Below are 12,591 nucleotides of genomic sequence, written 5' to 3'. Positions count from 1 at the left end.
CGACCCCCGCACTGTCCCGAAAGGACTGACCCCGCACATGCCTGATCTCATCGGCTTGATCCTCTGGCCCATCAAGTGGGTCATCGAGTTGATCCTCGTCGCGTTCCACTCGATGTGGACCTTCTTCCCGATCGCATCGGGCGACCAGCGCTCCGAGCCGTACCGTGATCCATACCTGCGCGACCGTGCCGGCGCCTCGACGACCTGGCGGTCGGGGGGACGGCCGAGCTCGCTCGCGAGGACGTACGCGCCGATGAGGGCGAGCGCGGTGCCCTGGCCGCTGAGCGGCGAGGTGCAGTAGCCCGCGTCGCCGAGCAGCACGACACGGCCGCGCGAGAGCTCGGGCATGTGCACCTGCACGAGCGCGTCGAAGTAGAACTCCGACGAGGTGTCGAGCGCCGCCGAGAGCGCCGGCAGGTGCCACACGCCGTCGGCGAGGGCCGAGCGCACGAGCTGCTTCTGGGCGTCGACATCGCGGCGGTCGGGCAGGTCGTGGTCTCCGAACCAGGTGACGATCGCCTTCGAGCGCCCGGGCGCGGCATCCGGCCGGATCATCACCATGCGGCGCCCCGGCAGGATGTCCATGAGCGACCAGCCGTCGAGGGGTTCGGGCTCGGGCGCGTCGAAGAACGAGGTCACGCCGCCGAGCGAGCGCACGTAGTCGGCCTCGGGCCCCCACACGAGGCGACGCACCTTCGAGTGCACGCCGTCGGCGGCGACCACGAGGTCGAACCGCTCGGGGCTGCCGTGCTCGAACGCCACGTCGACGCCGGTCTGATCGGATGTCAGCGACGCGATCGAGTCGCCGAATCGAAGGTCGACGCGGCCGGCGACGATCTCGGAGAGCACGCGAGTGAGGTCGCCGCGCAGGATCTCGAGGTCGGCGACCGGGCCCTGGCCGCCGAACATCTCGACGCCGAGCTCGGCGAGCGTGCGGCCGCGGTCGTCGACGTAGCGCATGCCGCGCTGGGGGAGTTGGGCGGCGGTGATCGCCTCGAGCAGGCCCAGCCGCGCGGCCGCCTCGCGGGAGGTGCCGCGCAGGTCGACGAGCTGCCCGCCCGGCCGCAGGCCGGGGGCGAGTTCGACGACCGTGACGTCGTGGCCGCCGTCGGCGAACGCGTGGGCCGCGGCCAGGCCGGCGATGCCGCCGCCGGAGATGAGCACCTTCATGATTTCCTCCTCGAGCCGATCGCCGCATCTGCGACTGAGAGCGATAGTACGAGTGTATGAGACAAATGTCTAATACGAATGTCTGAATCGTCGGTAGGATGTGGTCATGGGCAATCGTGAGGACCTGCTGGACGGCGCACGCCGCTGCATCATCGAGAAGGGCTATGCCCGCACCACGGCGCGCGACATCGCGGGCGCCGCCGGTGTGAGCCTCGCGGCGATCGGCTACCACTTCGGCAGCAAGGAGGCCCTGATGTCCGAGGCGCTGCTCGGCACCGGCATCCAGATCGGCGATGCACTGGATGTCGCGCTGCGAGGCGCCCCGAAGGCCGAGCTGCTCGGGCGCATCTGGGATGCGTCGCTGACGGCGTTCGGCGACGAGCGCGAGCTGCTCGCGGCGAGCATGGAGAATCTCGCCCAGATCGACCGGATCCCGGTGGTCGCCGAGCGGCTGCGGGCCGCGCAGTCGGGCGCGGTCGACGGCATCGCCGAGCTGCTCGCCGAGGAGCTGCCCGGGCTCGGCGACGACGACCGGCGGGCGCTCGCCGCGTACTACTTCGCGCTCGTGAACGGCCTGGCCGTGGTGTGGCTGATCGATCCGTCGGTTGTGCCGTCGGGGGCGCAGCTCACTCGGCTCCTGCCGCCGCCGATCGACGCGGTCGACGCGTAGGACGGCAGAGAGCGCCGAGCCGCCGCGCGCTTCGATCGCGCGCAGGGCTTGACGCACGCGGTGCTCGCGGGCGAGGATTGAGACGATTCATCGAGAAAGCGCTTTCCCGCATCGTCTCGATCGGATCGCCCGCGGCGAGCACGGACGCTGCAGACCAGCACAGCACACGATCGAAGGAGATCCACGTGGGTCCACACGTCCGACCTGCCCGCGCGCGGCCGATCATCGCCGCACTCGCCGGCGCCGCGCTCGTCGCTGGCGCCGCCCTGACCGCCACCCCGGCGGCGGCCGCCGAAACCGACGTCGACCTCGCCTTCGACTTCGGCGGTCCGGCGACGCCAGTCGCCGCCGGCTGGATCGGCGTCCACCCCGGCACCGCCTACTCCGCCGCTGCGGGCTACGGGTTCACGACCGCACCTGCCTCGAACGGCTTCCGCGACCGAGGCGGCGACGACCTCATGGCGCGCGACTTCACGATCGGCAACACGCAGGCGTTCGCGGTCGACGTGCCGAACGGCACCTACGAGGTCACGACGTGGGCCGGTGACCTCATCGCCAGCAACGGCACGAACTTCGACATCGAGGGCACCGCCTACTCCGGGCCGCGCACCACCACCGGCAACGTGCACGAGGCGTACTTCCCCGCGATCCAGGTCGCCGATGGGCAGCTGAGCATCCGAGTGACCGGTGGCGACGGGCGCATCAACGGCATCCGGGTGCAGACGCCGCTGGCCGCACCCGCGGGGCTCGCGGCATCCGCCGTCGACGCGACGAACGAGACGATCACGCTCGGCTGGCAGCCGGTTCCGGATGCCACGGGCTACGCCGTGTTCCGTGCCGCGCCCGGCGGCACGCTGGTCGAGATCGGCACGGTCCCCGCGCCAGCCGACGGGGCCGCACCCGCCTTCGAGGACGCCGACGTCGAGCTCGGCGAGAGCTACGACTACGCCGTGGCCACGCTGAAGGGCGACCGCACGTCGCGCCAGTCCGACCGCGTCACGATCGCCGTCGTCGACGCGAGCGTGCCCTCACCGGCCGTGCCCACGGGCATCGCGACCACCGCGATCGAGCGCAACTCGGTCGCGCTGGCGTGGACCGACGCCGGCGACGCCGTGCAGTGGAAGGTGTTCCGCTCGACCCGGGCCGACATCCCGTTCGAGCAGGTGGCCACCGTCACCGAGCCGACGTTCACCGACACCGACGTGCTGACGACGCGGCCCTACCTCTACCAGCTCGTCGCGCAGAACGCGGGCGGCTCGTCCGCGGCATCCGCGTCGTACGCCACCGAGGTTGCGACGACGCTCGTGCGCCAGGTCGAGTACCTCGACCGCGCGCCCGTGGCCGTGAAGACCGACGACGGCGTCTACCTCGGCTGGCGGCTGCTGGGCCTCGACGACCGCGACCTCGGCTTCAATGTGTACCGCGACGGCGTGCGCATCACCGACGAGCCGATCACCGACACGACGAACTACGTCGACGCCGACGGCACCGCCGACTCGACCTACCTCGTCACCGCGCTGCAGGGCGAGGGCGACACGGCCCGCGAGGTCACCGTCGCCGACGACTTCGGCGTGTGGAGCGACCAGTTCCTCGACATCCCGCTGAACAAGCCGGCCGATGCGGTGCTGCCCGACGGCAAGACGGTCACCTACTGGCCGGGCGACGGCACGGTCGGCGACGTCGACGGTGACGGGGAGTACGAGCTCGTGTTCCTCTGGAACCCGTCGATCTCGAAGGACAACTCGCAGTCGGGCTATACCGGCAAGGTGTACGCCGAGGCCGTTGAGTTCGACGGCACGAGTCTCTGGCGCATCGACCTCGGCGTGAACATCCGAGCCGGCGCCCACTACACGCAGCTCGAGGTGTTCGACTTCGATGCCGACGGCCGCTCGGAGGTCGCGTTCAAGACGGCCGACGGAACCGTCGACGGCGTGGGAACGGTGATCGGCGACGCGACGAAGGACTACCGCAACGCGTCGGGCTACATCCTGAGCGGACCCGAGTACCTCACCGTCTTCGACGGGCAGACCGGCGCCGCGATCGACACGGTCGACTACGTCCCCGGCCGAGGCAACGTCGGCTCGTGGGGCGATGCGTACGGCAACCGCGTCGACCGGTTCCTCGCGGGCGTGGCCTACCTCGACGGCGAGCACCCCTCGCTCATCACGAGCCGCGGCTACTACACGCGTACCGTGATCGCCGCGTGGGACCTCGTCGACGGCGAGCTCGTGCAGCGCTGGACGTTCGACTCGGATGTCGCGGGTAAGACGTACGAAGGGCAGGGCAACCACCAGTTCATCCCCGCCGACGTCGACCGCGACGGCCTGGACGAGATCGTCTTCGGCGCGATGACCATCGACGACGACGGCACGCCGCTCTACAACACCCGGCTGTTCCACGGTGACGCGCTGCACGTCGGCGACTTCGTCACCGACCGTCCCGGCCTCGAGAGCTTCGGCGTGCACGAGGACGTCTCGGGCAACGGCGGCATCGGCGCGACCATGCGCGACGCCGAGACGGGCACCGTGCTCTGGTCGACGAAGGCGACGAAGGACACCGGTCGCGGCGTGGCCGCCGACATCGATGCCGCCCACCCGGGCGCCGAGGCGTGGAACATCGGCGGCGACGCCGCGTGGAACTCGCCCGTCGGCACGCTGAAGTCCGCCTCGGGCGAGGTGCTGTCGACCGACATCCCCGCCGCGAACTTCGTCACCTGGTGGGACGGCGACCTGCTGCGCGAGATCACCGACCACGACTACTCCGAGGCGAACGCCTCGGGCGTGCCGACGATCTCGAAGTGGGACCCGGCGGCCGAGAAGGAGGTCGAGCTGCTGCGCCTCGACGGCACCCTCACGAACAACACCACCAAGGGCAACCCCGTGGTGCAGGCCGACCTGTTCGGCGACTGGCGCGAGGAGCTCGCGGTGCGACTGGCCGACGGCAGCGGCATCCGCATCTCCACGACGACGGATGCCACGGACACGCGCATCCCGACGCTGATGCACGACGCGCAGTACCGCGTCGGTGTGGCGGGGCAGAACTCGGCGTACAACCAGCCGCCGAACCCGTCGTTCTTCATCGGCGAGGGCATGGCCGAGCCTCCGGCGGCGTCGATCTCGTACGTCGGCGCCCCGGCTGCCGACGAGACGGCGCCCGTGGTCGCCGGACTCCCGTCGGGCACGGTCGTGGCGGACGCCCCGCTGCAGCTGGCCGTCACCGCCGACGACCCCGAGAGCGGCATCCGCTCGCTCGAGGTGACGTTCGACGGCGAGGCCGTCGCGCCCGACGCGGCGGTCGACCTCATCGGGCTCGCGGGCGAGCGCACCGTCACGGTGCGGGCGACCAACCACGCGGGGCTCGTCACGGAGTCGTCGAGCACGATACTCGTCGTGCCCGCCGACGGTGCGGCATCCGCCCCGGGTCGTGGCACGCTCTCGAACACGAGCGGCTGGGAGTACGGCCTGCACGACGGCGCCTACGACGTGGTGATGAACCTGTGGTGGGGCACGCCGGGCAGCATCTTCCGCCTCTACGAGAACGGCGCGCTCGTGGCCACGAAGGTGCTCGGCGGCACCGCCGGCATGAGCCAGACCACGGGCGTCTCGTTCGAGGGCAAGCCGAACGGGACCTACGTCTACACGGCCGAGCTCATCAACTCGAAGGGCGCGACGGCGACGACCTCGACGACGGTCAGGGTGACGGATGCCGCGCCTGGGACGCCCGTCGTCAGCACCGACCAGCGCAAGGGGGCGAGCTCCTTCACGGCCACGGCGAACCTGTGGTGGGGCACGAACGCGACGTCCTACCGGTTCGAGCTCGACGGGGTCGTCGTCGGATCTGGGTCGCTCGTCGCGGCCACGCCGTCGGCGCAGGGCGCTTCGGTGAAGCTCTCGGGTGTGGCATCCGGTGAGCACACGCTCGTCGCGGTGTTCGCCAACGCGAACGGCGAGACGGCATCGAAGCCCGTGAAGGTGACGGTGAAGTAGCCGTCCCGCATCCGGTGGGCGTCACCCCCAGGTTTCGCCCACCGGATGCGCGTCGTCGGTGAACACCCCTCCGAGCGGGCCGAAGGGCTCGAGCGGCGAAGGGGCGGTGCCGTCGGCGAGGCGGCGTGCCTGGCGTGAGTCGTCCTCGGGCCGGTAGCCCATGGCATGGCCGGCCGCGAGCGAGAACCATCCGTCGGCGTTGTCCGAGACGCCCCACACGAGGTGGTGCCGGCCGTCGTCGAGGACGACCGCCGCCTCGATCAGGCGCGCCATGTCCCCGGGCGAGAGCCACTGGGCGGCGCCGCGACGATCGCCGGCCTCCGACGTGAACGCGCAGATGCGCGCACTCACGATCGACATGCCGAAGCGGTCGGCGTAGAGGCTGCCGAGCGCCTCCATCGCCGCCTTGCTCACGCCGTAGAACGTGTCGGGGCGGGGAAGCAGGGGCGCAGCGGATGCCGCGTCGGCCGCGGGTGCGAATCCGACGGCGTGGATGGAGCTGGCGAGCAGCACCCGGCGCACCCCGCTGTGGCGGGCGGCCTCGAGCACGCGCTGCGTGCCGTCGATGTTGACGCGGAGGAGGTCGGCCCACGGCCGCTCGGACGAGAGTCCGGCGAGGTGCACGAGCGCGGATGCCCCGGCCAGCACCTCGCGCATTCCGGCGTCGTCCTCGATGGCGACGTCGCGCCAGCTCGCCCCGTCGGGAAGGTCCATCCCGCTCGGTGCCGGGGCCGTATCGAGGAGGCGGAGCTCACGCCCTGGCCGGCCGAGCAACGGCACCACCTGACGCCCGATGCGTCCGGCGGCGCCGGTGATGACGATGGTCTCGGTCTGTGCGGGCAACGTCGCGGTCCTCTCCTCGGTGGGGCTCACCAGTCGGCGTACTCCACATGCTCGACGGTGATCCCGTCTTCCGAGTCGACCACCGCCCGCGTGCCGTTCGGTCCGAACAGCCGCAGTTCGTACTTCGCGGCGTCCATGTACACCGTGTACCCCACGTCCGTGTCGAACGGCAGTTCGGCGATCACCTCGCCGTCCGGCGTGATGAGCTGTTGCTGGTCGGTCGTGACGGCGAGCCGCATGGGATAGCTGCCGTCGGGCAGGCGCACGGACTCGAGCGCGTCGGCGGCCGTCTCGGCCACCGCGGTGTACTCGCGTTCGGTGGCGGCCTGCTCGGCGGCGATCTCGGCGCTCGAGTGCGTCGGCTCGGGCGGCTCGAGACGCTCGGCGAAGACGAAGAGGAACGCGAACTGCAGCACGCCGAAGAACGTGAGCACGAGTGCGATCGCGGACACCACCAGTCCCGTGACGCCGATCGCCGGCGCAGGCCGGCCACTTCGCCGAACGCGCACGACCGCGACGATGGCCGTGGTGAGGCCGATCGCCGCCAGCACCGCACAGGCGATGATCGTCAGCGGGTCGGCGAGGAAGAGGTTGACGGAGCCGAGGATTGCGAAGATGCCGAGCACGAGCGAGATCCACGCGAGCGCGGTGGTGCCCGGCGGCGACCCGGCCGGGGGCAGTGTCGGCGTGGGTGCTCCCGGCGCGCCGGGGTCGCGGGTCGCTTCGGGCTGCGGTGCCGACATCGGGGTGCCTTCGGGTGCGGTCTGCGGGTGGACGTGCGAATGCGGTGACGGGCCTTCGCGCGCTGACGGGCGGCGCGCTTCGCACGAGCCTCTCACCCGGGAGCACTCATGCGGAAGGCCCCGTCCGAGGGAGCCGGACCCTGACGCGGAAGGGCCTCGCGGCGATCGCCGCGAGGCCCTTCCGGTGGTGCGCGTCCTGGTGCTGTGCTGCTGTGAGCGTGTGCGGTGCTGGACGCGTCAGACGCGCGAACGCACGACGCGGGTGGTGCCGACGGCGAGCCCGCCGAAGGCGAGCAGCGCGAGTGCGAGCAGCACGATCGTCGAGCCGTCGACGCCGGTCTCGGCGAGGTCGTCGGACGCCGACGTCGACGACGTGGAGGCGCCGGTCGTGCCCGTCGCCGCCGGCGCCGTGGTGGCCGCTGCGGGGCTGATGACGATGCCCACGCGGGTGAGCTCCGTGCCGGCGAGCACCACGACGATGTCGTGGCTGCCGGTCGGAGTGCCCGCAGGGATGGTGGTGGTCAGCTGGAACCCGCCCTCAGCATCCGTCGTGGCGTTGCCGAGCGAGGCGGGCGTGGAGTGGAGCTCGACGCCGTGCTCGGTGTTCGGCGCGAAGTCGGCGCCGGTCACCGTGATCGTGCCGCCGGGAACCAGGTTGCCCGTCACTGTCAGGGTGCCCGTCGGGTCGGTCGGTTCCTCGCCGCCGTTGCCGGGATTCACCACGCAGTCGCTCGAGACGGTCGCGCGGGCCAGTTCGACGTCACCGTGCGCAGGTCCGGTGCGCACGACGATGACGTGCGAACCGGAGTCCTCGGCGAACGTGAGGGTCTTCGTCTGGGTCTCGCCCTCCTGCGGCGCGAGGAACTCCTCCGCATCGCCGTCGACGTAGACGACGGCGGAGTACGTGCCGTTGATGCGGTCGGCGAGCAGTTCGTCGTTCGTGACGGTGACGAGTGCCGAACCGCACGACGGGGTGATGACCGCGTTCGCGTTCCAGTCGCCGAGGTCGCACGCGGGCGAGGTACCAGTGAAGACGCCGCCGCCCTGGCCGTCGAACGAGGCGACGGTCACGGTGTACGGCTGCTCGGTGTGCTTGTCGAGCGGGAAGCTCTGCGAGAAGTCCGTTCCGAACGTCGTGGTCGCCAGCACGACCTCGCCGCCGACCTCGACGGTCACGGTGTTCGGCGTCGCGTTCGCGGGCACCGCGGGGGTGACCACGACGGTCTCGGTGACCTCGGCCTGTGCCTCGACCTCCACGTGCTTCTGGCTCTGGCCCGAGTACTTGTACCAGGTCCAGTCGTAGATCAGGTCCGCGCCGGACCACTTGTGCGACACGTGCGTGGCGGGGCCCAGGCCGAGGTGCTTCGTGTAGACGTAGTCGGTGTGGCTCACCTCGGCGATGGCCGGCGTGACGACGCGCTCCTCGGTGACCTCGGCGGCGCCCGGGTCGGTGGCGTAGCCCGTGAGGTTCACATCGAGCGAGATGCAGCTCGCCGCGACGCCGGGCGTGGAGGTGGAGTCGGCGGCCGCGGCCGGAGCGACGGTGCCCACAAGGGCGAGGCCGGCGCCGAGCGCGGCGACGGAGAGCGCGGAGATGGCGCGTTTCATACAGGGTCCTTCGGGGTACGGCCGAGCGGGAGTTCGGCGGGAGTCCTCGCGTGCGGCTGCGGGTGCGGGGTGCAGGTGCGGGTGCGGTGCCATGCGGCGCGATGGGCGGATCGGGATGGATCCGAGTGTATGGACGAACGGGGCCCGAATCGGAGAATGTACCCCGTTTTGGGGGACAGCCCGGCGGCGAACAGGTAGGAGGGAACAACCCGGCCGCGCTTCCCGTTGGCCCAGAGCATGACGACACTCGGAATCATCGGAGCAGGACACATCGGCGGCCAGGTCGCGCGGGCCGCCATCGCGAACGGGTACGAGGTGGTCATCGCCAACTCGCGCGGACCCGAGACACTCGCCGACCTCGTCGCCGAGCTTGGCCCGAATGCCCGTGCGGCGACGGCGACGGATGCCGCGGCGGCGGGTGACGTCGTGGTCGTGACGGTGCCCTTCAAGGCCTTCGACGCGGTCCCGGTCCAGCCGCTCGCCGGCAAGATCGTGATCGACACGAACAACTACTACTGGGAGCGCGACGGCCACGTGGCCGAGCTCGACGAGGGCCGCAACACGGTCAGCGGAATGCTGCAGCAGCACCTGCCCGAGAGCCGCGTCGCCAAGGGCTTCAACCACATCACCGCTCGCGACATCACGACCGACGGCAGGCCCGCAGGCACGCCCGGCCGTCGCGCGCTGGCCACGGCGAGCGACTTCGCGGATGCCGCGGAGTTCGTGACCGACCTCTACGACCGTTTCGGCTTCGACACCGTGAACGTCGGCCCGCTCGCCGAGAGCTGGCGCGTCGAGCGCGACCAGCCGGCCTACTCGGCCGGCGCGCAGACCCGCGACGAGCTCGTCGCGAACCTCGCGCAAGCCGAGCGCGCCGTCACCGCGGCATAGCGAGCTCTGGCGGCAAGCCCGCCGGCTCGCGTCGCCGCCCCGATCCGAACGAACATTCCCTTCGAGAATTCGGTGGCGGGGGCGCCTCAGCGCAGCGTGGCGACGAACGCCCGCACGCGCTGCGCGAGCTCGGCGGGCACCTCGCCGATCGCGAAGTGCCCGCCCTCGTCGAGGCGGTCGAACTCGCGAAGGTCGAGGTAGTGGCGGCGGGCGATCGACTCGGGATACCCGCCTTCGTGGCGCTGGATGTAGACGGCGGCCGGCACCGACGTGGGCGGGATCGGGTCGGGCTGGTCGGCGCCCTCGTAGTAGGGGCGGAACGACGACCCGATGGACTGGGTCACCCAGTAGATCATCGCCTCGGTGAGGATGCGGTCGCGCGAGATGCGCCGCTCGACCGCCGACGGATCGCCGGGCGGGGTGTCGCTCCAGCCGACGAGCTTCTCGGCGAGCCACGCGAGCAGTCCGGCGGGCGAGTCGTTGAGCGCGACGGCGAGCAGGTCGGGCCGGGTCGACTGCACGTGCCCATAGGCGCCGTCGGTGTTGTGCCGGGCGGCGAGGTCGTCGAAGAACGCGCGCTCAGCGGCATCCGTCAGCGTCTCGCGCTCGTCGCCCGTGGGGAAGTGCGCGTGCGTCGCGACGATGGCGGCCACCTGCTCGGGGTAGCGCGCCGCGATGAGGTCGCTGACGTTCGCGGTGACGTCTTCGCCGTAGGTGACGTAGCGCTCGTAGCCCAGCACGTCGGTCATGAGGGCGTGCATGGTGGCGGCGAGGCGCTGCTCGGTCATGCGGCCGTCGGCGTAGGGGGATGAGAAGGCGAACCCGGGCAGGCTCGCCACGACGACGTCGAAGTCGGGCAGCAGGTCGGCGAAGTCGAGCTGCAGGGCGAACGTGTGCGGCCAGCCGTGCATGACCAGCAACGCGGGGGCATCCGGCTGCGAGGACCTCAGGTGGACGAAATGCAGGTCGACGTCGTCGATCTCGGCGATGAACTGCGGATGCCCGTTGAGCCAGGCCTCGCGCGACCGCCAGTCCCAGTGGACCCAGCTGTCGACGAGCTCGCGCAGGTACGCGGCGCTCATGCCCGACGCAGGAGTGCGCGGCGAGTCGGGCAGGAGCCTCGTGCGCGCCAGGCGCTCGCGCAGGTCGACGAGCACGTCGTCGGAGACGCGGACCTCGAAGGGCTGAACCGTGGTGACCATGCGCCGAAGCTACTCCGGGCTGCCGACATGCTCCCGGACGGCTACCCTCGCTCTCCATGGAGCACACGCTCGAGCACCCGTTCGTCGTCGACTTCCCGCTGCGCGGCGACGGCTGGATGGCCGTCACGACCCCGGCCCACCGGGTCCCGAGCCACGGCACCGACCTGTTGGGGCAGCGATACGCGTACGACCTGCTGCGGGTCGACCGGCGCAGGGGCGTGCACTTCCACCCGGCGAGCACGCTGCGCGGCGAGCTCTTCGGCGGGCGGACCCGGGAGAGCTACGCGTGGGGCGCGGCCATCCACGCGCCCTTCGACGCCGAGGTCGTGCGCGCGGTCGACGGCATGTCCGAGCGGCAGTGGATCCACCCGGCGCGCGAGCTCTGGCACCAGCTGAGGAACGCCGCGACGTTCTCGCCCGAGAAGCTGCCGTCGATCCTCGGCAACCACGTGATCCTGCGGCACGCCGACGTCGCCGGCGTCTTCGCCGCCCTCGTGCACCTGGCGCCGGGCACCGTCGCGGTCGCCGAGGGCCAGCGCGTTCGCGTCGGCGACGTGCTCGGACGCGTCGGCCACACCGGCAACTCGACGTCGCCCCACCTGCACTTCCAGCTCATGGACTCGCTCGACGCCATGACGGCTCGCGGCATCCCGTGCGCGTTCCGCGCCTACGAGGTCGAGCGCGACGGCGCGTGGGTTCCGGTGGCGAACGGCATCCCCGGGCGCCGGGAGCGCATCCGGTCGGTGCAGTGAGCGTGATGCGGATGCCGCGAGCGGCCCTCGCGGCATCCGATCACTGCAGGTTCGTGAAGACCGCGACTTGTCGGTGATCGTGATCGTCGGGTTCCACGCGACGTCCGCGTGACGCCCGCCCGCCCCGCGACTACCGTGAGCGGCATGGACGTTTCGGTGTGGAACCCAGAACAGGCCGCGGCCGCCGCCCGGCGGGTCGTCGGGGCCAACGACTACCTGACCCTCGCCACCGCCGACGCGGAGGGCACGCCGTGGGCGACACCGGTGTGGTTCGCGGCCGACGGACTGATGCAGTTCATCTGGGTGTCACGGATGACCCGCAGGCACTCGCACAACATCGAGGAGCGCCCCGAGGTCGCCCTCGCGATCTTCGACTCGACGACCCCCGTCGGCGAGGCCGAAGCCGTGTACGTGCAGGCGCTCGCGGGTCAGGTCGACGACGCCGACCTCGGGGCCGCGCTCGCCGTGTTCGGCGAGAAGTCGCTGGCACGCGGCATCCGGGAGTGGGTGGAAGCGGATGTCACGGGCGACGCACCGCATCGCCTCTACGTGGCGCGCGCGACCGAGGTCTTCGTGCTCGACCCGAACGAGCAGCGGGTGCGGATCTGATCGCCGTGGTCGTCGCCGTACCGGTTCCGGTCCCAGGCGGTCTTCTCCTTGCCGGTCTTCAGGTCGACGACACGGAGCGCGTCCTTCCCGTTGACCTGGACGACCTCGACCCGGTCG

At 71.2% G+C, this 12,591-nt stretch carries 11 protein-coding genes; 5 read left to right on the top strand and 6 right to left on the bottom strand.

The features are described 5' to 3' along the window. Positions 1-1,170, bottom strand: a 1,170-nt coding sequence (locus tag GH736_RS09105) for an FAD-dependent monooxygenase (protein WP_159602311.1), incomplete at its 3' end; no start/stop codon positions are given. A gap of 106 nt (positions 1,171-1,276) precedes the next feature. Between GH736_RS09105 and GH736_RS09100 the strand changes: the two genes are divergently transcribed. Both GH736_RS09100 and GH736_RS25595 read left to right on the top strand, forming a co-directional pair. Then, the gene (locus tag GH736_RS09100) at positions 1,277-1,840 is read left to right on the top strand and encodes a TetR/AcrR family transcriptional regulator (protein ID WP_159602309.1); all 564 of its coding nucleotides are present in this window, start codon (positions 1,277-1,279) and stop codon (positions 1,838-1,840) included. Between the two features lie 185 nt (positions 1,841-2,025). Then, positions 2,026-5,826, top strand: a complete 3,801-nt coding sequence (locus GH736_RS25595; protein ID WP_159602307.1) for a rhamnogalacturonan lyase family protein — start codon at positions 2,026-2,028, stop codon at positions 5,824-5,826. A 21-nt stretch (positions 5,827-5,847) separates the two neighbouring features. On the opposite strand, the gene GH736_RS09090 is transcribed toward GH736_RS25595, so the two are convergent. From GH736_RS09090 to GH736_RS09080, 3 genes are all read right to left on the bottom strand, one after another. Then, positions 5,848-6,669 (bottom strand): NAD-dependent epimerase/dehydratase family protein, encoded by an 822-nt coding sequence (locus GH736_RS09090; protein ID WP_159602305.1) that lies wholly within the window; start codon positions 6,667-6,669, stop codon positions 5,848-5,850. 26 nt (positions 6,670-6,695) lie between these two features. Then, complete coding sequence (locus tag GH736_RS09085; protein ID WP_159602303.1) at positions 6,696-7,412, bottom strand: hypothetical protein; 717 nt, start codon at positions 7,410-7,412, stop codon at positions 6,696-6,698. A 237-nt stretch (positions 7,413-7,649) separates the two neighbouring features. Continuing rightward, complete coding sequence (locus tag GH736_RS09080) at positions 7,650-9,020, bottom strand: hypothetical protein (protein ID WP_159602302.1); 1,371 nt, start codon at positions 9,018-9,020, stop codon at positions 7,650-7,652. A gap of 237 nt (positions 9,021-9,257) precedes the next feature. Between GH736_RS09080 and GH736_RS09075 the strand changes: the two genes are divergently transcribed. Continuing rightward, positions 9,258-9,911: an NADPH-dependent F420 reductase gene (locus tag GH736_RS09075; protein ID WP_159602300.1), complete on the top strand. Its 654-nt coding sequence runs from the start codon at positions 9,258-9,260 to the stop codon at positions 9,909-9,911. A gap of 86 nt (positions 9,912-9,997) precedes the next feature. Here GH736_RS09075 and GH736_RS09070 read toward each other — a convergent pair whose 3' ends face one another. Further along, on the bottom strand, positions 9,998-11,113 hold the full coding sequence (locus tag GH736_RS09070; protein WP_159602298.1) for an epoxide hydrolase family protein: 1,116 nt from the start codon (positions 11,111-11,113) through the stop codon (positions 9,998-10,000). Between the two features lie 56 nt (positions 11,114-11,169). On the opposite strand from GH736_RS09070, the gene GH736_RS09065 reads away from it, so the two are divergent. After that, positions 11,170-11,865 carry a M23 family metallopeptidase gene (locus GH736_RS09065; RefSeq protein WP_159602296.1) on the top strand — a complete coding sequence of 232 codons (696 nt, stop codon included), beginning with the start codon at positions 11,170-11,172 and terminating at the stop codon, positions 11,863-11,865. A 144-nt stretch (positions 11,866-12,009) separates the two neighbouring features. Beyond that, complete coding sequence (locus GH736_RS09060) at positions 12,010-12,474, top strand: pyridoxamine 5'-phosphate oxidase family protein (protein ID WP_159602294.1); 465 nt, start codon at positions 12,010-12,012, stop codon at positions 12,472-12,474. Here GH736_RS09060 and GH736_RS24510 read toward each other — a convergent pair. Beyond that, on the bottom strand, positions 12,411-12,591 hold a 181-nt coding region (locus tag GH736_RS24510; RefSeq protein ID WP_203230700.1), incomplete at its 5' end, for a hypothetical protein. The genes GH736_RS09060 and GH736_RS24510 overlap by 64 nt on opposite strands.

Source organism: Agromyces humi (genome assembly GCF_009720255.1).
Classification (GTDB): Bacteria; Actinomycetota; Actinomycetes; order Actinomycetales; family Microbacteriaceae; genus Agromyces; species Agromyces humi.
Note: the sequence above shows the minus strand (reverse complement) of the source record. Positions and strands in the feature narration are given on the sequence as shown.